General features: G+C 57.1%; 16 protein-coding genes and 1 pseudogene. 1 reads left to right on the top strand and 16 read right to left on the bottom strand.

Annotation, left to right across the window (positions count from 1 at the left end; genetic code table 11):
• Nucleotide 1: 1 nt before the first annotated feature.
• The 9 genes and pseudogenes from ACZ5Q2_RS04325 to ACZ5Q2_RS04285 all read right to left on the bottom strand — a co-directional run bounded on the left by ACZ5Q2_RS04325 (nucleotide 2) and on the right by ACZ5Q2_RS04285 (nucleotide 11,433).
• A complete protein-coding gene (locus ACZ5Q2_RS04325) occupies nucleotides 2-409 on the bottom strand; it encodes an ATP synthase subunit I (protein ID WP_082780615.1) in 408 nt (135 codons plus the stop codon).
• A gap of 203 nt (nucleotides 410-612) precedes the next feature.
• Nucleotides 613-1,488, bottom strand: a complete 876-nt coding sequence (locus ACZ5Q2_RS04320; protein WP_061333217.1) for a ParB/RepB/Spo0J family partition protein — start codon at nucleotides 1,486-1,488, stop codon at nucleotides 613-615.
• Between the two features lie 60 nt (nucleotides 1,489-1,548).
• Complete coding sequence (locus tag ACZ5Q2_RS04315) at nucleotides 1,549-2,343, bottom strand: ParA family protein (RefSeq protein ID WP_061333188.1); 795 nt, start codon at nucleotides 2,341-2,343, stop codon at nucleotides 1,549-1,551.
• 31 nt (nucleotides 2,344-2,374) lie between these two features.
• On the bottom strand, nucleotides 2,375-3,010 hold the full coding sequence (gene rsmG, locus ACZ5Q2_RS04310) for a 16S rRNA (guanine(527)-N(7))-methyltransferase RsmG (RefSeq protein WP_061333187.1): 636 nt from the start codon (nucleotides 3,008-3,010) through the stop codon (nucleotides 2,375-2,377).
• A 1-nt stretch (nucleotide 3,011) separates the two neighbouring features.
• On the bottom strand, nucleotides 3,012-4,898 hold the full coding sequence (mnmG, locus tag ACZ5Q2_RS04305; protein WP_061333186.1) for a tRNA uridine-5-carboxymethylaminomethyl(34) synthesis enzyme MnmG: 1,887 nt from the start codon (nucleotides 4,896-4,898) through the stop codon (nucleotides 3,012-3,014).
• 351 nt (nucleotides 4,899-5,249) lie between these two features.
• Nucleotides 5,250-6,545, bottom strand: a complete 1,296-nt coding sequence (locus tag ACZ5Q2_RS04300) for an MFS transporter (RefSeq protein WP_061333185.1) — start codon at nucleotides 6,543-6,545, stop codon at nucleotides 5,250-5,252.
• A 97-nt stretch (nucleotides 6,546-6,642) separates the two neighbouring features.
• A pseudogene (locus ACZ5Q2_RS04295) lies at nucleotides 6,643-9,790 on the bottom strand (efflux RND transporter permease subunit).
• Nucleotides 9,791-9,793: 3 nt separating this feature from the next.
• A complete protein-coding gene (locus ACZ5Q2_RS04290) occupies nucleotides 9,794-10,888 on the bottom strand; it encodes an efflux RND transporter periplasmic adaptor subunit (protein ID WP_230713306.1) in 1,095 nt (364 codons plus the stop codon).
• A gap of 29 nt (nucleotides 10,889-10,917) precedes the next feature.
• Nucleotides 10,918-11,433 carry a DUF3833 domain-containing protein gene (locus ACZ5Q2_RS04285; RefSeq protein ID WP_230713328.1) on the bottom strand — a complete coding sequence of 172 codons (516 nt, stop codon included), beginning with the start codon at nucleotides 11,431-11,433 and terminating at the stop codon, nucleotides 10,918-10,920.
• Between the two features lie 298 nt (nucleotides 11,434-11,731).
• Here ACZ5Q2_RS04285 and ACZ5Q2_RS04280 point away from each other — a divergent pair, with 298 nt between their 5' ends.
• On the top strand, nucleotides 11,732-13,552 hold the full coding sequence (locus ACZ5Q2_RS04280; protein ID WP_230713304.1) for an acyl-CoA dehydrogenase C-terminal domain-containing protein: 1,821 nt from the start codon (nucleotides 11,732-11,734) through the stop codon (nucleotides 13,550-13,552).
• A 67-nt stretch (nucleotides 13,553-13,619) separates the two neighbouring features.
• Here the strand turns inward: ACZ5Q2_RS04280 and ACZ5Q2_RS04275 are convergent, their stop codons facing one another.
• The 7 genes from ACZ5Q2_RS04275 to rpmH form a co-directional block, all read right to left on the bottom strand.
• Entirely contained in the window at nucleotides 13,620-14,369 is a 750-nt protein-coding gene (locus ACZ5Q2_RS04275) for a substrate-binding periplasmic protein (protein WP_058090919.1), read from the bottom strand.
• Nucleotides 14,370-14,551: 182 nt separating this feature from the next.
• The gene (locus ACZ5Q2_RS04270) at nucleotides 14,552-16,744 is read right to left on the bottom strand and encodes a TonB-dependent receptor domain-containing protein (RefSeq protein WP_230713302.1); all 2,193 of its coding nucleotides are present in this window, start codon (nucleotides 16,742-16,744) and stop codon (nucleotides 14,552-14,554) included.
• A 119-nt stretch (nucleotides 16,745-16,863) separates the two neighbouring features.
• Nucleotides 16,864-18,234: a tRNA uridine-5-carboxymethylaminomethyl(34) synthesis GTPase MnmE gene (gene mnmE / locus ACZ5Q2_RS04265; protein WP_230713300.1), complete on the bottom strand. Its 1,371-nt coding sequence runs from the start codon at nucleotides 18,232-18,234 to the stop codon at nucleotides 16,864-16,866.
• A 73-nt stretch (nucleotides 18,235-18,307) separates the two neighbouring features.
• On the bottom strand, nucleotides 18,308-20,002 hold the full coding sequence (gene yidC, locus ACZ5Q2_RS04260) for a membrane protein insertase YidC (RefSeq protein WP_230713298.1): 1,695 nt from the start codon (nucleotides 20,000-20,002) through the stop codon (nucleotides 18,308-18,310).
• Between the two features lie 5 nt (nucleotides 20,003-20,007).
• Complete coding sequence (gene yidD / locus ACZ5Q2_RS04255) at nucleotides 20,008-20,262, bottom strand: membrane protein insertion efficiency factor YidD (protein WP_230713296.1); 255 nt, start codon at nucleotides 20,260-20,262, stop codon at nucleotides 20,008-20,010.
• A complete protein-coding gene (rnpA, locus tag ACZ5Q2_RS04250; protein ID WP_072675874.1) occupies nucleotides 20,262-20,660 on the bottom strand; it encodes a ribonuclease P protein component in 399 nt (132 codons plus the stop codon). Before rnpA ends, yidD begins: the two co-directional genes overlap by 1 nt.
• 15 nt (nucleotides 20,661-20,675) lie before the next feature.
• Complete coding sequence (gene rpmH, locus ACZ5Q2_RS04245; RefSeq protein ID WP_008172542.1) at nucleotides 20,676-20,810, bottom strand: 50S ribosomal protein L34; 135 nt, start codon at nucleotides 20,808-20,810, stop codon at nucleotides 20,676-20,678.
• Between the last annotated feature and the right edge of the window lie 503 nt (nucleotides 20,811-21,313).

Genomic DNA, 21,313 nt, shown 5'->3' with positions numbered 1-21,313 from the left:
TCTATAGCTGTCTTTGAGGTTGAATCAGGAAGCGCAGCACGCCACTGAGAACAACCATTACAGCAAAAGTGAATAACAGAGCCGGCACATGTACTGGCTCCATCAAGATGAAAACTGCCGCAAAACCCACTGCGGTAAGGGCAAGCTTGATGCCTTCTGCCCTGAACATGTTGCCCACCATCAGGCGCGCGTGTCGGGCGCCTTGGTACCGGTACATCCGGTGAGCAAAATACGCGTTTGGTATGACAAAAATAAGACCGCCGATAAACGCGGAATACCCGGCCAAACGACTTTCAAACAACCACAACAGACTGATAGTGACCAGAGCCGCCATCTCGATAACCAGCCACTTCAGGAGCGGCAAACGCATGATGGCTTTCTTCGAACGTGTCATGTCACCAGCTGTCATTCCAAGCGCGCGGAATTATATGTGTTAACCGATAGCTGTTCAACACAACTCGGCCGAAAAATTGGCCAAGTTTTAACCAGATCGATTCAAGATTTGATAGCAGATAACACAAGTTGTGTTCTGCAACCTCCGGAGCAACCACATGTGGTGTTTAATGCGAAAAGCGGGACTTTAGGATGATTTTTCCCGATTATCCGGCTGACTTAGCGGATATGGCCCAGAATACCATCCAACTCATCCAGTGAACTGTATTCGATCACCACTTTGCCCTTTCCCCGTTTGCCATGGTTGATCGCAACCCGGGCACCAAGGCGGTCTGAAAGGTCGTCCTGCAGGGCGCGAATATTGGGGTCGAGGCCCTTGCTTTCGGTTTCTTCGGCCGCGGGCTTCTCCTGCTGAATCCGACGCACCAGGGCTTCGGTCTGGCGTACCGACAGCGACTTGGCCACCACCTGGCGGGCCACCTGCATCTGCTGCTCTGGCGGCAGGGTGAGCATGGCGCGGCCATGGCCCATTTCCAGGTCACCGTGTTCCAGCATGGTCCGGACATCTTCGGTGAGGCCAATCAGGCGCAACAGGTTGGTGATGGTGGTGCGGGATTTACCCACCGCTTCTGCCACCTGGGCCTGGGTCAGGCCGAATTCTTCCTGCAGGCGTTGCAGGGCGAAGGCTTCTTCGATCGGATTGAGGTTTTCCCGCTGGATGTTCTCGATCAGCGCCATGGCAATGGCGGCCTCATCGGGCACATCGCGGATAATGGCGGGAATACGGTCCAGTTCGGCTATCTGGGTAGCGCGCCAGCGGCGTTCACCGGCAATCAGTTCATAACGGCCTTCCGCGATGGGGCGAACCACCACCGGCTGCATCACGCCCTGTTGGCGAATGGAGTCGGCCAGTTCCTGCAGGGCGGCCGGGTCCATGTCACGGCGGGGCTGATAACGTCCGCGCTGGATCAGATCCACGGGAATGTCCCGCAGTTCTCCATCGTGATTACCGGGTTCCTGGTTCAGGTTTACTTTGGAACCCTGAAGCAGTGCCCCCAAACCGCGTTCGCCCAAACCTCGTTTCTTCGCCGCCATGGTGGTTGTCATTCTTCCTGTTGAAATGGTGGATGCATGGTCGCCTGACGGCGATCTATGTTACACCGCAACCGCGGCGGATGTCTTTTTCGATCCGTGCCGGCGCACCATTTCTCCGGCCAGGGCCAGATAGGCAATGGCGCCTTTGGAGGCCCGGTCGTAGGCCAGCGCCGGCATACCGTAACTCGGTGCTTCAGCCAGGCGCACGTTGCGTGGGATAACCGCCCGGTAGACCTTGTCACCAAAATACTCGTTAAGCTGACCGGAGACATCCAGGGTCAGGCTGTTGCGCGGGTCGTACATGGTGCGCAGGATGCCTTCGACCTCAAGATTCGGGTTCACCGTTTCCTTTATCTGCTCCACGGTGTTCATCAACGCAGCCAGGCCTTCCAGTGCGTAGTATTCGCATTGCATGGGGATGAGCACTGAATCCGACGCCGACAGGGCATTGACGGTCAGCAGGTTCAGGGACGGCGGGCAATCGATGAGGATGTATTCGTAATTCTCGCGAACGGTGTTAAGGGTCAGGCGCAGCCGGTGCTCCCGACCGATTTCGTTCATTAGTTCCACTTCCGCCGCGGTCAGGTCGCCGTTGGCGGGCAGTATGTCAAAACCGGAGGCCTCAGCCCTGACAATCACTTCGGCAGCGCTGGCACGTTTGGTGAGCACGTCGTAACCGGACAACTGCAGGCTATTCTTGTCGACACCGCTGCCCATGGTGGCGTTACCCTGGGGGTCCATATCCACCAGCAGCACCCGGCGTTTGGTGGCGGCAAGAGACGCGGCAAGATTGACGCAGGTGGTGGTTTTGCCCACACCGCCTTTCTGATTGGTCACAGCAATCACGCGCGCCATGCTTTGCCTCCTGCTCTTGGGGTTAGCGGGTTTACTCAGCCCGGGTGACGATCAGCAAGTGCCTCTCGCCATCTGCACCGGGCACCTTCAGGGAATGGCTGGATTCTACCTGCCAGCCGGCCGGAAGGGCAGCTACTTCATCATCCGGATACTGGCCTTTCATGGCAAGGAACTCACCCTCACTCGCAAGCAACTGGCCACACCAGGTCACCAGGTTCTCCAGGGCGGTAAAGGCCCGGCTGCTGATCTGGGTGAATGGCTGATCCGGCTGGCAGTCTTCCGCCCGGCCATGAATTACCTCAACGTTGCCTAGCCCCAGTTCAAGCACACACTGGTTCAGGAACCGGGTTTTCTTGCCATTGCTGTCAAGCAGGGTAAAGCGTTTTTCCGGGAACACAATGGCCAGAGGGATACCGGGCAGGCCACCCCCGGCGCCAACATCCAGCAGGTGGTCGGTGGTCACCCATGGCAGAATGCTCAGGCTGTCAAGCAATTGCCGTGACACCATCACCCGCTCATCCCGCACGGCGGTCAGGTTGTAGGCCTTGTTCCATTTATTCAGCAATGCGAGAAAAGCCAGCAACTGTTGCTGCTGGCTTTCGCTGAGGGACAGATTCATCGCCGCCAGGCCGTCGCTCAGCTGGCCTGGCCATTGTGGATAAGTCATCTCAGGCGCTCTGCTTTCTCAGCAGGTCCCGCTTTTTCAGGTGCACCAGAATCTGGCTCACCGCGGCCGGCGTGACACCCTGGATGCGTGAGGCCTGGGCGACGGTTTCCGGTCTTACGGTTTGCAGCTTCTGCTTGATCTCGTTCGACAAGCCCCCAATCACCTCATAGTCCAGATCCACCGGCAATGCGGTGTTCTCATTCCGGCGCAGGCGCTCGATTTCATCGGCCTGGCGGGAGATGTAGCCTTCGTACTTGATCTCGATCTCTACCTGCTCAGCCACATTCGGATCGTCTGCCTGATCGGCACCGATCTCGGCAATGTGCTGATAGGCGATTTCCGGGCGGCGCAGCAGCTCGGCCAGGGACTGGTCCCGGGTCATCGGCTGTTTCAGGTAGCCATTGGCACGTTCACCGGCCTCGGTGTTCGGGTGAATGCGGGTGCTTTCCAGGCGGCTGCGCTCTTTGGTGATGCCTTCGCACTTGTCACTGAACTTCTGCCAGCGTTCGTCGTCCACCAGCCCCAGCTTGCGGCCGGTTTCAGTCAGGCGCAGGTCGGCGTTGTCTTCCCGCAGGATCAGCCGGTATTCGGCACGGCTGGTGAACATGCGGTAGGGCTCGCTGGTCCCCATGGTGATCAGGTCGTCCACCAGTACGCCGAGGTAGGCTTCGTCCCGGCGCGGATACCATTCGGCTTTCTCCTGAGCTCGCAAGGCGGCGTTGATGCCCGCCAGCAAGCCCTGGGCGCCGGCTTCTTCATAGCCGGTGGTGCCGTTGATCTGGCCAGCGAAGTACAGGCCCTGGATAAATTTGGTTTCCAGGGTATGGCGCAGATCCTGGGGGTTCAGGTAGTCATACTCGATGGCATAACCCGGGCGCAGGATGTGGGCGTTTTCAAAACCGGGAATGGAGCGCACGGCCTTGAGCTGGATATCAAACGGCAGGCTGGTGGAAATGCCGTTCGGGTACAACTCGTTGGTGGTCAGGCCCTCGGGCTCGACAAAAATCTGGTGCGAATCCTTGTCGGCGAAGCGGTTGACCTTGTCTTCAATGGACGGGCAGTAGCGCGGGCCCACGCCCTCGATATTACCGGCGAACATGGGCGAGCGGTCAAAACCACTGCGGATAATGTCGTGGGTTTCTTCGGTGGTGCGGGTGACATAACAACAGATTTGCTCAGGGTGCTCGTCACGGCTGCCGATGAAAGACATCACCGGTGTCGGGTCGTCGCCCCACTGCTGCTGCATCACTGAAAAATCCACGGTACGGGCATCGATGCGCGGCGGGGTACCGGTTTTCAGGCGGCCAACGTTGAACGGCAACTCCCGCAGGCGTTTGGCCAGCGCATTGGCCGGCGCATCGCCGGCGCGGCCACCGGCGTGGTGCTGCATACCGATGTGGATAACGCCGCCGAGGAAGGTACCGGTGGTCAGCACGACGGTTTTGGCGTTGAAGCGAATACCGGTCTGGGTAACCACGCCCACCACCTGGTCGTTTTCCACAATCAGGTCATCGGCGGCCTGCTGGAACAGGGTCAGGTTGGGCTGGTTTTCCAGGGTATGGCGAATCGCCGCCTTGTACAGAATCCGGTCAGCCTGGGCGCGGGTGGCACGCACCGCCGGGCCCTTACGGCTGTTCAGCACACGAAACTGGATACCGGCTTTATCGGTAGCCCGGGCCATGGCCCCGCCCAAGGCGTCGATTTCCTTCACCAGGTGGCTCTTGCCGATCCCCCCGATGGCGGGGTTACAGGACATCTGCCCCAGAGTCTCAATGTTGTGGGTCAGCAGCAGGGTTTGCGAACCCATGCGCGCGGCTGCCAGGGCGGCTTCAGTACCGGCATGGCCACCACCAATGACAATGACATCGAAACGGGTCGGAAACTCCACACTACACCTCGGAAATCGGGCTTTAAAAAAGGGTATGAAAACAGGGCGGCGAGTATAACGCCTCGCCGGCGAAATTGCAGTCTGAATGTGCAAATTTTAACCAGATATCGCCCCGGCGAAAAGCATCCCGGCGGCGGGAGCCCAGAATTCCGGTGGATAAACCCGGGGCTTAGGCTAGGTAAAAACCGAAACTTTTTGCTTTTCAGTCAGTTGTCAGCAGCTTCTCAGAAAAGTTTTCAAGAAAGTTATCCACATACCTGATCACTTTTTCAACGCTTAAAAATGATGGCAACTATCTGTTTTTTATAGCAATAAAAAGTTTTATTCCGGGCTTATCCGTAGGTTTTCCAATTAATTATCCACAGATTTTTCGGCCCGGCGCCTCAGCCCCAACACACTCACCCACACCAACCCGTTAGTCAGTGACAACATCAGGAAAAACCCGGGGATTCCCAGCTCAAACACACCCAGAACCACGATGCCTGCCAGGGCACTGCACACCATGAACAGGGAGTTGATCACGTTCAGGGCAGCGATGATGCGCGCCCGCTTGTGATCCGGGGTTTCGTGCTGGATAAAGGCGTACAGGGGCACGATAAACAGCCCGCCACAGATGCCAATCCCCACCAGATCCAGCAATACCCGGATATACACAGGCTCGGTGATCAGACTCAGCCAGGTAGAGGGGCTGGGGTCTGCGGGTACCGCGAAGAACAGGTCGATGCCCAGCAGCGTCAGGCCCAGCGCCCCCCAGGGTACCGGCGACAGGGTGATCCGGTGTTTGGTCAGCCGCTCACACAGCATGGAGCCGATGGAAATACCCACGATAAACATCGCCAGCAACAGGGTAACCACGGTTTCATCCCCGGCCAGCCAGGTTTTGGCGAAGTTGGGGAACTGGGTCAGGTAGGCGGCGCCCAGAAACCAGAACCAGGAGATGGCCAGAATCGCCCACAGTACCTGGCGACGTTCCGCCGCCACCGACATCAGCCGCCAGGTTTCCAGCAGCGGCCGGAACCGGACCCGAACACCTGGCGATTCATCCCGGGTATTGGGTACTTGCCGGGCCGCAAGATATCCGAGCACCGCCATTACCACCACACCAACGGCGGTGACTTTCGCCGCCTGGTCAGCCCCCATGATCAAGCCCGCAGCAATGGTGCCCAGCAAGATCGCGACAAAGGTGCCCATGCTGACCAGGCCATTGCCGCCAACCAGTTCGTCATCGGTCAGCACTCGGGGCAGAATCGAATACTTGACCGGACCGAAGAAGGTGGACTGCACCCCCATCAGGAACAACAACACCAGCAGCAACTCGTACCAGCCAAACCAGAGGCCCGTGGCGGCCACCAGCATGATGCCAATTTCCGCGGCTTTAACGTTGCGGATGATCACGGCCTTTTCATAGCGGTCAGCCATCTGGCCGGCGATACCGGAAAACAGGAAGAACGGCAGGATGAACAGGAACGCAGCGATGTTGACCACCACATTCACAGACAACCCCATCAGACCACCGGCCTGAAAGGTAATCAGAAGCAACAGGGCGTTTTTGTAGAGGTTGTCGTTAAAGGCGCCGGAGAACTGGGTCAGGTAGAACGGCAAAAACCGCCGTTGGCCCAATAACCGGAACTGACTGTGTTGACCCATACGAGCTGCTTCCCTGGCACAAGTTTGTCGACGCTTCTAAGGCTAAAAAGCCTGTTATACCAGAGGGGCGGCCGGATAACACCCGGCCGCCCCTGGTTCAGAAGTCGTCAGCCCGCTTGCCGGGGTTTGCCGCCAATCCGGACCCTCCGGCGGACCCGGACGCCAGGCGCTCCAGCTCCTTTTCCACCGCGTTGGACGACTTGGCGAATCGCGCCAGGAGGTTGTACAACACCGGAATGATGAACAGCGTCAGCGTCGTGGCGAACACCAGCCCACCGAGAATCACCATACCGATGGCCGCCCGGCTTTCCGCACCGGCGCCGGTAGCAATGACCAGTGGTACGGCGCCGAACACTGTGGAAATAGTGGTCATCAAAACAGGACGGAAACGCAGGGTGGCACCCTCAAGAATCGCGTCTCGCACCTCGTAACCCTTGTCCCGCAACTGGTTGGCAAACTCCACAATCAATATGCCGTTCTTGGCCATCAACCCAAGCAACATGATAATGCCGATCTGGCTGTAAATGTTCAGACTGATCCCAGACCAGGCCAACGCAATGAGCGCCCCGGTCACGGCCAGCGGCACGGACAACATGATGATCAACGGGTGAATCCAGCTCTCGAACTGGGCCGCCAGCACCAGGAACACGATGATAAACGCCAGGCCGAAGGTCAGATAGATAGCGGCGGACGAATCCTGAAACTCCCGGGACAGGCCCTTGTAGCTGAGCCGGGCCTCCGGCGGCAGGTTATCCACAGCCAGATTATTCAAGTAGGTCAGCGCCGAGCCCAGATCGTAACCATCCGCCAGGGAAGCACTGATAACCACCGCCGGCAGTCGATCAATACGCCGCAGATCCGGATTGGCGCCGATTTCTTCCACCGATACCAGAGCCTTGATTGGAATCAGCTCGCCGCCCTCTCGCGGCCGCAGAAAGATCTGCTCAAGATCCCCCGGCGTTGCCCTGTTGGCGTCGTCAGCCTGAATGATGACATCGTACTCGCGACCCCGATCCACATAGGTGGTCACATTCCGGGAAGCCAGCATGGTTTGCAGGGTCAGACCAACATCCTGAACGGTAATGTCCAGGTCCGCCGCCCTGTCCCGATCAATATTCAACCGCAGCTCCGGCCGGGTCAGCTCAAAATCGGTATCCACATTGATCAGGTTCGGGTTCTCTTTCGCCCGTTCGACGATCTCTTCACTCCAGGCCTGTACCGATTCGTAATCCGGCCCGGCCACCACAAATTCAACAGGCTGATTGAAGCCTCGCTGGCCAAGGCCCGGCGGGTTGATCACGTTAATCCGTACACCGGAAATATCCGCCAGCTTCTGCCGGATGTCACTGGTTACCTGCTGCTGTTTGATGTCGCGGTTATCCCAATGGGTCAGGCCCATGATCATAAAGGCGTTATCTTCTTCCTCCCGGAAACCGACAATCGACAGGAAGCGGGCAGCAATGCCTTCGTCCAGGTACGGCAGTAATTGCGTCTCCGCCTGGCGGACAAAGTGGTCGGTGTATTCAACGGTCGACCCCCTCGGGGCGCTGGTGGGCATGATGATTACCCCCCGGTCTTCCGTAGGCGCAAGTTCCTGCGGCAGGCGCGGGAAAATGACGGTGGCGATGATCAGGCCAGCCACACCCAGGCCCAACAACAAACCCGGCTGATTCAGGGAGAATGTCAGCAGTTTTTTTATAGCCATTGGTCAGGCCATTGAGCACTTTCTCGCTGAATGCCCACAGGCGGTGGCCTTCTTCGGATTCCGGGCTGTGCTGGAGCCATTTCGAGCACAGCATCGGGGCCAGCGTCAGCGCAACCAGGCTTGAAAAGATCACGGCAGCCGCCAGGGTGAAGCCAAACTCGGCGAACAGCCGGCCAACGTTGCCGCCCATAAACGAAATGGGCACGAACACAGCAATCAGTGTCAGTGTGGTGGCAATGATCGCGAAAGCCACCTGCTTGGCACCGCGATAGGCTGCCAACAGCGGTGGTTCTCCTTCATCAATGCGCCGCTGGATGTTTTCCAGCATCACGATGGCATCATCCACCACCAGGCCGATGGCAAGGATAATCGCCAGCAACGTAAGCACGTTGATGGAAAACCCCAGGAAACCCAGGCCGATAAACGCCCCGATCACCGCCACCGGTATGGTCACGGCCGGTATCAACGTGGCCCGCCAGGATCTCAGGAACAGGAAAATCACCAGAATCACCAGAGACACGGCGATGCCCAGGGTGATCAACACCTCTTTGATGGAGGCACGGATAAAGATGGATTCGTCGTAGCTTTCCGCAAGTGAGACTTCCGGTGGAAGCGTGTCCCGAATCCGCTCAAGTTCGGCACGCACCGCATCCGATACCGCCACGGTATTGGCTTTGGATTGCCGGATAATGCCCAGGCCAATGGCGGTTTTCCCGTTGGCCCGCAACCGACTGATGTCAGATTCCACACCCATCTGGATATTGGCGACTTCGCCCAACCGCAGCAAATCATTGCCGTCACGGCGCACCACCAGGTTGCGGAACTCTTCAACACTGGACAAGCGACCTTCCGCCCTTACCGTGAAGTTGCGGGTAGACGAATCCACCTGCCCCGCCGGTAATTCAACGTTGTTGTCCCGGAGTGCGCGCTCTACCTCCGCCACCGTGATGTTTCTGGCCGCCAGGCGCTCCCGGTCGAGCCACACCCGAATGGCGTATCGGCGCTCGCCACCAATTCGAACATCGGCTACACCATCGAGCACCGACAACCGGTCGACCAGCACCCGATCGGCGAAATCGCTGAGTTCTGCGCTGTCCCATACATCACTGAGCAGCGTTACCCACATCATCGGCCGGGCATCGGAGTCCGCCTTACGAACCCTGGGGGCATCTGCTTCATCGGGTAACTGGTTGGCCACACGGGCAACTGCATCGCGGACATCGTTCGCTGCAACATCGATATCGCGAGAAGTGTTGAATTCGATGGACGTTCGGGATTCACCTTGCTCAGTGGATGACTCGATGGAACGAATACCCTCAATGCCACTGATCGCACCTTCAATCACCTGGGTGATCTGGGTATCGACCACTTCAGCCGCAGCACCAGTGTAGTCGGTGGACACCGACACAATGGGTGGGTCAATGTCAGGATACTCCCGAACGGGCAGTTCCATCAGTGCCGCCACCCCGAACACCACAATCAGCAGGCTGAGAACCGTAGCGAATACCGGGCGCTTGATGGAAATATCGGAGAGGACCATAGATCAGGACTCCCGGCTGGAAATAAACCGGTTATCCGGTATTGCCAGATCAGACTCCAGCAGCCTGAGCCGGTCACCGGTACTCAGGCGATCCTGGCCGGTGACCACCACCTGGTCCTCGACCTCCAGGCCTTCCACCACCTCAACCAGGCCAGGCATTCGCGAGCCCGTGCGCACCGACACCCGGCGGGCAACACCATCTTCTGCCACAAATACATATTTCTGATCACCCCGGATCATGACCGCCTGTTCCGGTATGACCAGGCCTTCTCGTTCCTGCAACGTCAGAGACGCGGACATGAATTGGCCGGGTCGCAGGCGGCCCTCAGAGTTGTCGATCAATGCCCGAACAGACAGCGTCCGGCTCAGCTCATTGATCCGGGTAGCCAGTTCTACCAGCTCCCCCTCAAAGGTTTCTCCGGGAAACGCAGGAGACGTTGCCCGCACTCGTTGACCAATCCTGACCTGGCCGATGAATCGCTCTGGAACGGCAAAGTTCAGTTCCATCTGGTCATTGGTATCCAGGGTGGTGATGGTGGTGCCTGCCTGAAGAAATGCCCCAACGCTGATATCCGAAAGCCCGACCACTCCGGAGAACGGCGCTTCGATCCTATGGTTCTGTAACCGGACCCTCGCCGCCTCTCGCTGAGCAGTGGCAACGTCGACGGCGGTTCTGAGTTCATCGACCTGGGACTGGGAGATGCTGTTATTGGCTCGCAGTCTCTGAGCCCGCTCGTACTGGCGCCGGGCATCGGCCAGCTGAGCCTCAATAACCGCAAGGTCAGCCCGGGCCTGGCGATCATCCAGCCGGAGCAGAACAGCCCCTTGGGCTACCGCGGCGCCTGGCTGCAGATTCAGTTCCATCACGCGGCCGCTCACCTCGGTGGTCAATTCTACCGAGTTCAGAGCTCGCAGATTTGCCACGGCGCCAACGGTGTCACGAACCCGTTGCCGGTCCGGTGTTACCACATTCACGGCACTGGCCTGAGCCTCGCCACCGCTCTGGCTACTGTCTCCTGACTCCAGGTTCAGATAAATACCAGCCCCTGCAGCTACCACCGCAACCAGAACCACAGCAATCAGCCATTGTTTCCACATGGATTTTGCTAACCTTTCAGATATAAATGTTACGAGTCGTCCCCGTACCCCAGTTTCTGGATAACCAGTACCACCTCACCAACATCGACGCCCCATTTGCTCATGGTGGTCTGGTTGATCAGGGTGTCTGGTGTGATCAGGTACATCCAGTCGTCCATCCGGACGTCTATGGTGCCATCGCCGTATGACACCTTTAGAACATAATTCATATGGATGGCGTTGCCCTGCCAGCGCATGGTGCCGGGTTTGACCACATCACCGGCTTCGGCATGGTAGCTGTCGCCGGCTGGTGTCAGGGTCCAGACTCTGGTCTGGACCTCTCCGTCATCAAACCTGAACACCTCGTCCAGGGTACCCACGCCGTCATCGTCCCAGGTGGCGCTGATATCGGCATCGAAAGTACGAATGACCTTGCCGGAGAAATTCTTGACCACGCCACGGGCAGAAAGTTCGCCCTGGAAAAATTCCCGGGGAATCAGCTCCGGTTGTGTATCGCGATAATCGTCCAGTGAGGGGCCAGCACAGCCCGCCAGCACAGATACCATCAACAGTATAAGAGCAACTGACCAGACACCACCGGCTTTAAGTCGAATTTCCCTGTTTTGCATGACTTTTACACTCCGCTAGATGGCCTTGGCTAAGGCGTCGTCGAGTTGTGATTTACGGGCCAGGAGCAATATCCGATCAGGCAGATATGAAATGCGTCATTTGAGCCAATTGTCCATTCTGACATGCAGACAAGCGCTTTCCGTCAATGGCAGCCGCAAGTGAATGCCGTAAAACAGCAGTCATAACGGGCCTCGGGCCCGACCGGATTGCGATAACAGACTGTGAGGATCGGTTATGCCAGTGTACAAAGCGCCATTGCGTGACATGAAATTTCTGCTTAACGACGTGTTCGACTACCCGGGCCACTACCAGACCCTGGCCTCTGGAGAGAACGCAACACCGGATATTGTAGACGCCATTCTGACCGAGTGCGGGCGCTTCTGTGAGGAAGTGCTGAGCCCAATCTACCAGACGGGTGACGAAGAAGGCTGCCGCCTGGAAAACGGAGAGGTCACCACGCCCAAAGGCTACAAAGAAGCGTATGACCAATACGTGATGGGCGGCTGGCAGGGCTTGTCAGCCCCCGAGGAATACGGCGGCCAAGGCCTGCCGGCGTCTATGGGCCTATTCAAACAGGAAATGATGGGCACCGCCAACTGGTCGTTCTCCATGTACCCGGGGCTGTCACTGGGTGCCATGAACACCATTTTCCTGCACGGCTCCGAAGACCAGAAGCAAACCTACCTGGTTCCCCTGACCGAGGGCCGCTGGGGCGGCACCATGTGCCTCACCGAGCCCCAGTGCGGCACCGACCTGGGCCAGGTGAAGACCAAGGCCGAACCACAGGCGGATGGCAGCTACAAGCTGACCGGTACCAAGATCTTCATTTCCTCCGGTGATCACGACCTGACCGAAAACATTGTTCACATTGTGCTGGCACGTCTGCCGGATGCGCCTAAAGGCACCCGGGGCATCAGCCTGTTCATCGTACCCAAGTTCCTGCCGGCCGCTGATGGCAGCGTGGGCGAACGCAATGGCGTGAACTGCGGCAGCCTGGAAAAGAAAATGGGTATCAAGGCCTCGGCCACCTGCGTGATGAATTTCGACGGTGCCACCGGCTACCTGATCGGCCCGGAAAATGAGGGCCTGGAGTGCATGTTCACCTTTATGAACACGGCCCGTATCGGTACCGCCATTCAGGGCGTTGGCCCGGCTGAACTGTCGTACCAGTGGGCGCTGGACTACGCCAAAGAGCGCCGTTCCATGCGCGCGCTGTCTGGCAAGAAAGAACCAGACCAGGTGGCCGACAGCCTGATTCACCACGCGGATGTAAGGCGCATGCTGCTGACACAGAAAGCCATCGCCGAAGGTGGCCGCGCCATGCTGTATTACTCTGCCAGGCTGGCCGACCACATGGTTGAGGCACACACCGTGGGCGACGCCGAAAAGGCCGAAAAATACGACGACAAACTGGGTTTCCTAACCCCGATCTTGAAAGGTTTCCTGACCGAGCTGGGCAACGAAGCCGCCAATCTGGGTGTGCAGGTGTTCGGTGGCCACGGATACATCCGCGAGCACGGCATGGAACAGATCGTTCGTGATACCCGCATTGCCACGCTTTACGAGGGAACAACCGGCATCCAGGCACTGGACCTGCTGGGCCGGAAGGTGTTGCTGATGACCCAGGGCGGCGCAGTCAGGGAATTCACCCTGAAGATTGCAAACTTCGCCCGCAAGCACCTGACCAACAAGCAGCTGCGCCCGATGGCCATCGAGCTGCTGAAACTGACGGCCCAGTGGAACCTGCTGACCGTCCGGGTGATGCTGGCGGCCCGCAAAGACCGCGATGTGGTCAGTGCTGCCGCCCACGACTTCCTGATGTACAGCGGTTACGTGACCATGGCCTACATGTGGTTGCGCCAGTCTGCGGTGGCCGCCGACAAGCTGGAAAATGGCGGCGACGAATCCGACGCCTTCTACCAGACCAAGCTGGCAACCGCCGAGTTCTACTACGAGCGTCTGCTGCCACGGGCCCAGGCCCACGCCACCAGCATGCTCAGCCCGACTCGCAACCTGATGCAGGTGGAGCCGGACAATATGGCCTTTACCGGGTGATTACCCGGTAACTTTATGTCCCGGGCCTTGCCCGGGACTTTTTCTTTGTATCAGCAGTAACTGCCGCTCACAGCCCCCACTTGGTCTCTATGGCCTCGTACATCCCGTTGTTGCGAATGGTCTCCAGTCCCTGGCGTAGCTTGCGAATCACTTCCTCTGAAGTCTCGAGGTTCATCGCCAGGTACAGTTCGGTGTTATTGAACGAAAACACCGGTTCCAGGCCTTCAACGTCCTGTTGGGAGGCGAAGTAAGGTCCTGCCAGCCGGTCCGCTATCCACAGGTCAACCTGGCCCAGTTCCAGACGCTTGGGGTTGAGGTCATCGCTGTCCATGGCCGATACCCGGAAATCGCGCTCCAGCAGGTACTCGGTCATCACATCACCACGGTAGCCGGCGTACAGCATGCCGCGGGTATCTTCCAGACTGTCAATTTTCAAATCGGTACCCGGGGGCGCAAAAATCGTCCACAGGTTGGTGGTCAGTGGCCCTACCCATTTGAACTGGGAAGCCCGGTTTTCCGTGTAGGTGGTGCAGTAGATGCCATGATTCTTCTTGTTCAGCGCACGGTTATAGCCAAAATCCCAGTTGCGCAGCTTGATCACGTAATCCAGCCCGGAGTGCTCGAGAATGGCCTTGACCATTTCTGTGCACAGACCATCAATGCCATCTTCGTTATGCTCGAAGGCACGCCCCGTGGCACTCATGTTGTAGGGAGGGAAGTTCTCGGTATAGATATAGATACGCTCAGACGCCACGGCCGGCAATGGTGCCGTAAACAGGGCAAAAACGACCGCAGTAACGCACAGCAGGTTACGCACAGGTTATCTCCTTTAACTCGAATGGCATGAAACCGCCAAACTGGCGGCACCAATAGACGTAGGCGGAGTTTACCCGACGCTTTGACGTTGTTTTACAACTAAACTGTTTGTTTTCGTAAGGGAATTCGTCAGGCCGCCGGGCGAATGCCGGCGGCCTGGGGTTGTGGATAACTGTGGATAACTCAGAAATCGACGGTTGCGGAGAGCCACAAACGGCGACCTTCTTCTACCGTTCCGCCGCTGGCCATGCCACGGAAGATATACACATAATCCGAAGCCCAGGCATCCACCTGGTTGCCATTGTTATCCACATACGAGTACTCACTGCCAGACAGGAACTCCTTGTCGAACAGGTTGTAAACGGTGGCGGTGAGTTTTACCCGCTCGCTGGCCTGATAAGCGCCGCCCAGGTGGAAGAGCGCATAGGCGCTCAGGTCACCCACCTGGTCAAACACCGCTGCTTCTTCTGCGGTGAAATTCTCACGGTTCTTCAGGTAGCGGGTACGCTCACCCCGGTATTCGCCGGACAACCATAGATCCAATTGCGGAGACGCCTGCCAGTTCAGGCGCGCATGCACCACATGCTCCGGCGTGTTGGTCAAAGGTGCCCCTTTGTTGTCACCACTCTTCTGCTCAGTGTCGGTATAGGTATAGTTGCCGCGAATACTCCAGTCCGGAGCAAAGCGCCAGCTGGACGCCAGCTCGATACCCCGGGTCTCAGCCTTGCCGATGTTATCCAGCTGGTCGTAGGTGCCGTCCGGAATCCTCGGGTCACCACTGATGGTCACCGGCGCGCCGCTGTCGATCTTGTCCTTGAACTGGGTGAAGAATACCGTGGCGTTGGCTTTGAAACCTTGCAGGTTGTCGAAGTAGGCCCCTACCTCGTAGTTGGTGCTTTTTTCCGGTTCCAGGTCCGGTGTGCCGATGGTCAGCACCTCACCCTGGCTGGTGACACCGTTGATGCCATTATGCAGATCGTTGATATCCGGCGTTTTATAGCCCTGACTGACACCACCCTTGAAGGTCCAGCTGGGTGACGTGTTCCACACCAGATAAGCCCGGGGCGTAAAATGGCCGGAGAAAGCGTCATGATCTTCGTAACGCCCGCCGAGGGTCAGGGCCAGATCGTCTCTGAGATACCATTCATCCTCGGCAATCACCGCCCAGGATTCCTGTTTGAAGGTGGTGTTGGCAACGCTGTCTTCCAGTCGGGTATCACGGTACTGTGCCCCCAGCGTCATGATGTGGTTGGCGGTGACGGGCGCAACCAACCGGGTATCAAACACCGTATCTTCCGATTCCAACTTGCGATCCTGGCCACCAATCAGATTCTGATAGGGCGCATCGTAGGGTGTGCCGATGGTACCGGGAATGGTCCGGCCTTTGGTTTCGGTTACGTTGTAGGTGAGATCACTGCTCCAGGTTCCAAAGCCCAGCTGGCTGGCATGGCCCAGGGCAATCTGGTCACGGTTGAACCGTAGCTCGTCCCGATAGCCATTGGCGGAGTTGGTGTCGGCGTTACAGGCCCGGTTCTGCCCATCCAGGGTACCCAGTTGGCAACGGTCATTGTTGTACACCTGGCGCCCCTGTTCGGCATCCAGATAAAACTCCTGCCCCTGAACCGGCACCAGCGTCAACCGTGCACCAAGGTTATGGTTACGACCATCCACCGGTGCCACACCCCGCTTGGGCGCCTCGCTACCGTCGTCGAAACTCAGATCCGCCGCCGACCGATCAAACACACTGCCGCGTACCGCAAGCCCGAGCAGATTGTCGATCAGCGGTCCACTGGTGTAGAAACTGGCTTTACCGTTATCGCCGTATTCCCGGTGTTGCTGGAAGGTGTGTTCGAGCGTGACCGAGCCACTCCAGTCATCCGACACCTTCTTGGTAATGATGTTGACCACACCCCCGATCGCGTCAGAACCGTACAGCGTCGACATGGGTCCGCGGATCACTTCAATACGCTCAATGGCAGACAAGGGCGGAATGAAGCTGGTGGAGGTATCACCAAAGCCATTGGGAGTGACGTTGCCCGGAGGATTCTGGCGGCGGCCATCAATCAGGATCAGGGTGTACTCGCTCGGAAGGCCTCGAATACTGATGTTCAGCCCACCGGTCTTGCCGGTGCTCTGGCGTACATCCACGCCTTCCACGGTTTCCAGGGCTTCCGCCAGATTGGAGAACTGGCTTTGTTGCAGGTTCTGCTGGCTGATCACACTGATGCTGGCCGGAGCATCGGTCACCTTCTGCTCAAAGCCCGATGCCGAAACAACCAGCTCATCCAGTTGCGTCGGTTGGGCAACACTGTGTAGAGAAAAGGTGCTGCTAACAGCCGCAACAGACGCGGCCAGAATTGAGGGCCTGAATACCATGAGTCACTCCTTGAAGATCAAGACTGAAAATCAGGAGCGAATGATATTATTTCTCATTTGATAATTACAACGATTTAACCGGGACGATGTGTCCCGGAAAATGGAACCCTTGACCGGGGCTACTTGCCGATGCAAAAGCTGCTGAAGATCTTGCCCAGCAGGTCATCGGGCGTGAGATGGCCGGTGATTTCACCCAAGGCGTCCTGGGCCGCCCGAAGATCCTCAGCCAGGAGTTCCCCGGCGCCATAGCCTTCCAGTTGGGTCTGTCCCTGAAGCAGGGAATCCCGAGCGCGTTCCAGGGCATCCAGGTGGCGTCGGCGGGCCAGAAAGCCGCCTTCGGTGGTACTGGCAAAGCCAATGCATTCCTTGAGGTGCGTACGGAGGGTGTCCAGGCCTTCCGACCCTTTGGCCGCCAGGCGAATAACCGGCGCGGTCTGGTGGGGTTCGGCACTGATGCCCACCGGCTCACCCGACAAATCCACTTTGTTACGGATAACCGTGACCGGGGCACTGGCCGGGAGCTGGTCAATAAAATCCGGCCAGATTTCATGGGGTTCGGTTTTATCGGTGGTGGTGGCATCCACCATCAACAGGATGCGGTCAGCCTGGCGAATTTCATCCCAGGCCCGGGCGATGCCGATTTGCTCCACTTCATCCGGGCTGTCCCGGAGGCCGGCGGTGTCGATGATGTGCAACGGCATGCCATCAATGTGGATATGTTCCCGCAGGACATCCCGGGTGGTGCCTTCAATGGCGGTTACAATGGCCGCTTCACGGCCGGCCAGGGCGTTGAGCAGGCTGGATTTTCCGGCGTTGGGGCGCCCTGCAATCACCACCTTCATGCCGTCCCGCAGAATGGTGCCCTGTTGGGCTTCCGACAGAATCTGTTCCACCTGTTGCAGCAGGCTTTGCAGATCAACCGCCACTTTGCCGTCGGCGAGAAAATCGATTTCTTCCTCCGGAAAGTCGATGGCCGCTTCAACGTAGATACGCAAGTGGGTAACCGCATCGACCAGTTCATCAATCCGTCTGGAAAACACACCTTGCATGGAGCGCACGGCGCAACGGGCTGCCTGCTCTGAGCTGCTTTCAATCAGGTCGGCGATGGCCTCGGCCTGAGCCAGGTCCAGTTTGTCATTCAGAAACGCCCGCTCAGAAAACTCACCAGGCCGCGCCAGACGGGCGCCCTGACTACAGACTTCCCGCAACAGCATATCCAGGATCACGGTACCGCCGTGCCCCTGCAGCTCAAACACGTCTTCACCGGTGAACGAATGAGGGTTCGGAAAATACAGCCCGATGCCCTCATCGATCAGTTCGCCCCGGCTATCCTGAAATGGACCGTAATGGGCGTAGCGGGGCCGGGGCTCAAAGCCGAGCATGTTCCGGGCAATCTCAAGGGCTTTTGGCCCTGAAACCCGAACAATACCCACACCCGCCTGGCCCGGTGCCGTGGCAATGGCTGCGATGGTGTCTGTGGTTGCCTGCATGCTGTGTTTTCCCTGATTGGAAATGACAAAGGCTCCGCAAGGGAGCCTTTGTCAGGTCAGTGCAACTGATAAATCAGTATTTCTTGCCTGCCGTTTCCGCTTCGATCTTGCGGGTAATGTACCACTGCTGGGAGATCGAAAGAATGTTGTTCACCAGCCAGTACAGTACCAGGCCAGATGGGAACCACAGGAAGAACACGGTGAAGATCGGCGGCATCAGCTTCATGATCTTCGCCTGCATTGGGTCTGGCGGTGTCGGGTTCAGGCTCATCTGGATGAACATGCTGATCCCCATCAGAATCGGCAGGATAAAGTACGGATCCATCTGTGACAGATCGTTTATCCACAGCATGAACGGTGCGTGTCGCAGCTGGACACTCTCGAACAGTACCCAATAGAGCGCAATGAACACAGGCATCTGTACCAGAATAGGCAAACAGCCACCCAGCGGATTGATTTTCTCCCGCTTGTACAGGGCCATCATCTCCTGGGACATACGCTGGCGATCATCACCATAGAGTTCTTTTAGGCGTGTGAGTTGTGGTGCAACGGCTCTCATTTTTGCCATGGAGCGATAGCTGGTAGCCGACAGGTGGAAGAACACCGCTTTTACCAGAACGGTCAGCAGGATGATGGCCACACCCCAGTTGCCCACCAGGCCATAGAACCATTCCAGAATGTAGAACAGCGGCAGGGAAATAAAGAACAGCCAGCCAAAGTCTACGGTGCGGTCCAGATTGGGAGCCAGGGCTTCCAGGCGATCAATGATCTTGGGGCCCACATAAGCTGTGGCGCCTACCTCAACAGTCTGCCCAGGGGCGACCGCGGTAGCCGGATAGACAAAGCCCATTACATGCAGCTGATCCCGGCGGGTGGTCTGGAACTGGGCGGTCTGGTCACGGTCGGGAACCCAGGCAGTAATGAAGTAATGCTGTAGGAACGCCAGCCAGCCATTGGTAACCGGTTCGTTGACCCGTTGTTTGCCCAGGTCACTGAAGTCGTATTTTTCGTAGGGATCATCAGGTGTGCTGATCACCAGGCCCAGATAGGCTTTGATACCCATGGTGCTCTGGGAGGTTGGATCCGGGGCTTCATCGCGAACGATCTTGCCGGTGAAATTGCCCTGCCAATCCGAATCGGACTGATTGTTGATGAGGTAACGGACGCCAATCTCATAGCTGTCACGGGCCAGGGTATACCGTTTGGTGATCTCAACGCCGTCGTCGTTGGTAAGCGTCAGATCGATAACCAGTTCGTCCTGTCCTTCCGACAGTTCGAAACGATTGGTTTCCACCTGATACACCGGGGTAGCACCAGCGCTGCGACCATCGGGACCATTGCGGCCAATCAAACCACTTTCCAACACGTAGGTACGATTCTGGGTGTTGGTCAGAAGTGTCAAAGGTTGTTCGCTGTCGAGCGATTCATCGTACTGGAGCAGGGAACTGGCAATGACATTGCCACCAACACGGTCGATGGTCAGTTGCAGCACATCGGTCTCTACCGTGATGAACTGGTCGTTGATACTTTGTTCGCCGTCAGAAGATGTGGACCGGAGTTCACCGGTTTCCGGTGTGACGAATTCATCGTCTGTCCGGGAAGCACTTTCCGGCAGAACCATGTCATCAACCGATCCGTCTGATCCCGAGGTTTCTACTTGGGTGACCTGTTCAGTACGGGGCTGGTTGTAGTCCTCATTCCAGGCAAGCACCATCAGATAACTGACAATAGCCAGGCCGGCAAACAAAACGATGCGTTGAATATCCATAAACGTTAGTGTCTGGTTTGAGTGTTGGTCGGAGAATGTTGGGTCTCTGTGCCCGGTACGGGATCATAACCGCCTTCGGCCCAGGGATGACACCTTAATAATCGACGGGTTGCCAGATAAGTGCCTTTGGCTGCTCCGTGGTGCTGAATGGCTTCAACCGCGTATTGGGAGCAGGTTGGGAAATGCCGGCAATGGCTCGCCATCATGGGACTGATAGCGTACTGATAGAACCGGATAGGCAGTAACAGAATCTGTCGCATTAACCCGTACCTTTTGAATTCACAGTTGTCTGATCAACTGAGGACTGATGGTACTTCTTTCTGAGACGGCGCCAAAGATCGTTAAGCGACGATATGACTGAGGCGTTATCCAGTTGAGCGAGTCCTTGCCGACCAAGAACGATAATGTCGAGGTCCGGTAGATCCGTCTGATGCCTGAAAGTTTCTCGAACCTGGCGTTTTATCCGGTTTCTTTGGACTGCCAGTTTGAGATTCTTTTTGGAGAATATGAGTCCGACCCTGGCGTGGCCCAAATTGTTTGGGGCTGCCAGGATCAGAAAATTCCTGTGCGGAACTTTCAGCTGCACATCATCGAAGACCTTGCTGTAGTCCGAAGGCCGCAACAGTCTGTGTGACTTCGGAAACGTCAAAGCCTTCATGAGGCAAACATCAGGTTACGCTGACAGGCGTGCGCGGCCCTTGGCACGGCGACGAGAGATTACCTTACGGCCGTTAGCAGTCGCCATACGGGCACGGAAGCCGTGAACACGCTTGCGCTTCAGGACGCTCGGTTGGAATGTTCTTTTCATGGTGATGTTCTCACAAATTCGTCAATGGACATTGGTCGTTGGCTGGAAAATAGACAGCCAAAACAGGAGCGGCATTCTAGTCAAATCTGCTAGCAAGTTCAATGACTGTGCATCGGGGAAGTGAATTTTTCGGTATGGGTAAAAGCCGAAGGCCTGACTAATAAAATCTATAGGTCTTTTTTAAATTCTTTCGAAGATTATTTATTACTGTTATTAGGCACCTTGATATCTGTGGGAAAGTCTGTTTTTTTCTTCAACAACAAATACTTGAATTAATGACAAGTACGGTGACAGGTGGCCGTGAGCCCTGTGGACGAGAGGGTGTGGAATTGTGAATAACCCGGTGTTTCGAGGAAGGCCCGAGTTATTCATGGTTTGGTCCAAGGCTTTCACACAGGGTTGGGGGCGGTCTGTGCACAAGGACCTGTGGGTAACTTTTTTTCAGGGCATTTCTGTACACAAGCCTGTAGATAGGTCTGGAACGTTCTGAAAGATGAAGAGAA

The sequence above is a fragment of the Marinobacter alkaliphilus genome, from assembly GCF_055394375.1.
The sequence above is the reverse complement of the archived record's forward strand: the minus strand, read 5'-3'. Positions and strand labels throughout refer to the sequence as shown.

Excerpts from the sequence above, each read along its gene's own strand:
- ACZ5Q2_RS04290 (WP_230713306.1), bottom strand. The coding sequence starts at position 10,888 with ATGTGGAAACAATGGCTGATTGCTGTGGTTCTGGTTGCGGTGGTAGCT.
- ACZ5Q2_RS04320 (WP_061333217.1), bottom strand. The coding sequence starts at position 1,488 with ATGGCGGCGAAGAAACGAGGTTTGGGCGAACGCGGTTTGGGGGCACTG.
- ACZ5Q2_RS04270 (WP_230713302.1), bottom strand. The coding sequence starts at position 16,744 with ATGGTATTCAGGCCCTCAATTCTGGCCGCGTCTGTTGCGGCTGTTAGC.
- ACZ5Q2_RS04280 (WP_230713304.1), top strand. The coding sequence starts at position 11,732 with ATGCCAGTGTACAAAGCGCCATTGCGTGACATGAAATTTCTGCTTAAC.
- yidD (WP_230713296.1), bottom strand. The coding sequence starts at position 20,262 with ATGCGACAGATTCTGTTACTGCCTATCCGGTTCTATCAGTACGCTATC.
- rsmG (WP_061333187.1), bottom strand. The coding sequence starts at position 3,010 with ATGACTTATCCACAATGGCCAGGCCAGCTGAGCGACGGCCTGGCGGCG.
- ACZ5Q2_RS04325 (WP_082780615.1), bottom strand. The coding sequence starts at position 409 with ATGACAGCTGGTGACATGACACGTTCGAAGAAAGCCATCATGCGTTTG.
- yidC (WP_230713298.1), bottom strand. The coding sequence starts at position 20,002 with ATGGATATTCAACGCATCGTTTTGTTTGCCGGCCTGGCTATTGTCAGT.
- mnmE (WP_230713300.1), bottom strand. The coding sequence starts at position 18,234 with ATGCAGGCAACCACAGACACCATCGCAGCCATTGCCACGGCACCGGGC.
- rpmH (WP_008172542.1), bottom strand. The coding sequence starts at position 20,810 with ATGAAAAGAACATTCCAACCGAGCGTCCTGAAGCGCAAGCGTGTTCAC.
- ACZ5Q2_RS04300 (WP_061333185.1), bottom strand. The coding sequence starts at position 6,545 with ATGGGTCAACACAGTCAGTTCCGGTTATTGGGCCAACGGCGGTTTTTG.
- rnpA (WP_072675874.1), bottom strand. The coding sequence starts at position 20,660 with ATGAAGGCTTTGACGTTTCCGAAGTCACACAGACTGTTGCGGCCTTCG.
- ACZ5Q2_RS04285 (WP_230713328.1), bottom strand. The coding sequence starts at position 11,433 with ATGGTATCTGTGCTGGCGGGCTGTGCTGGCCCCTCACTGGACGATTAT.
- ACZ5Q2_RS04315 (WP_061333188.1), bottom strand. The coding sequence starts at position 2,343 with ATGGCGCGCGTGATTGCTGTGACCAATCAGAAAGGCGGTGTGGGCAAA.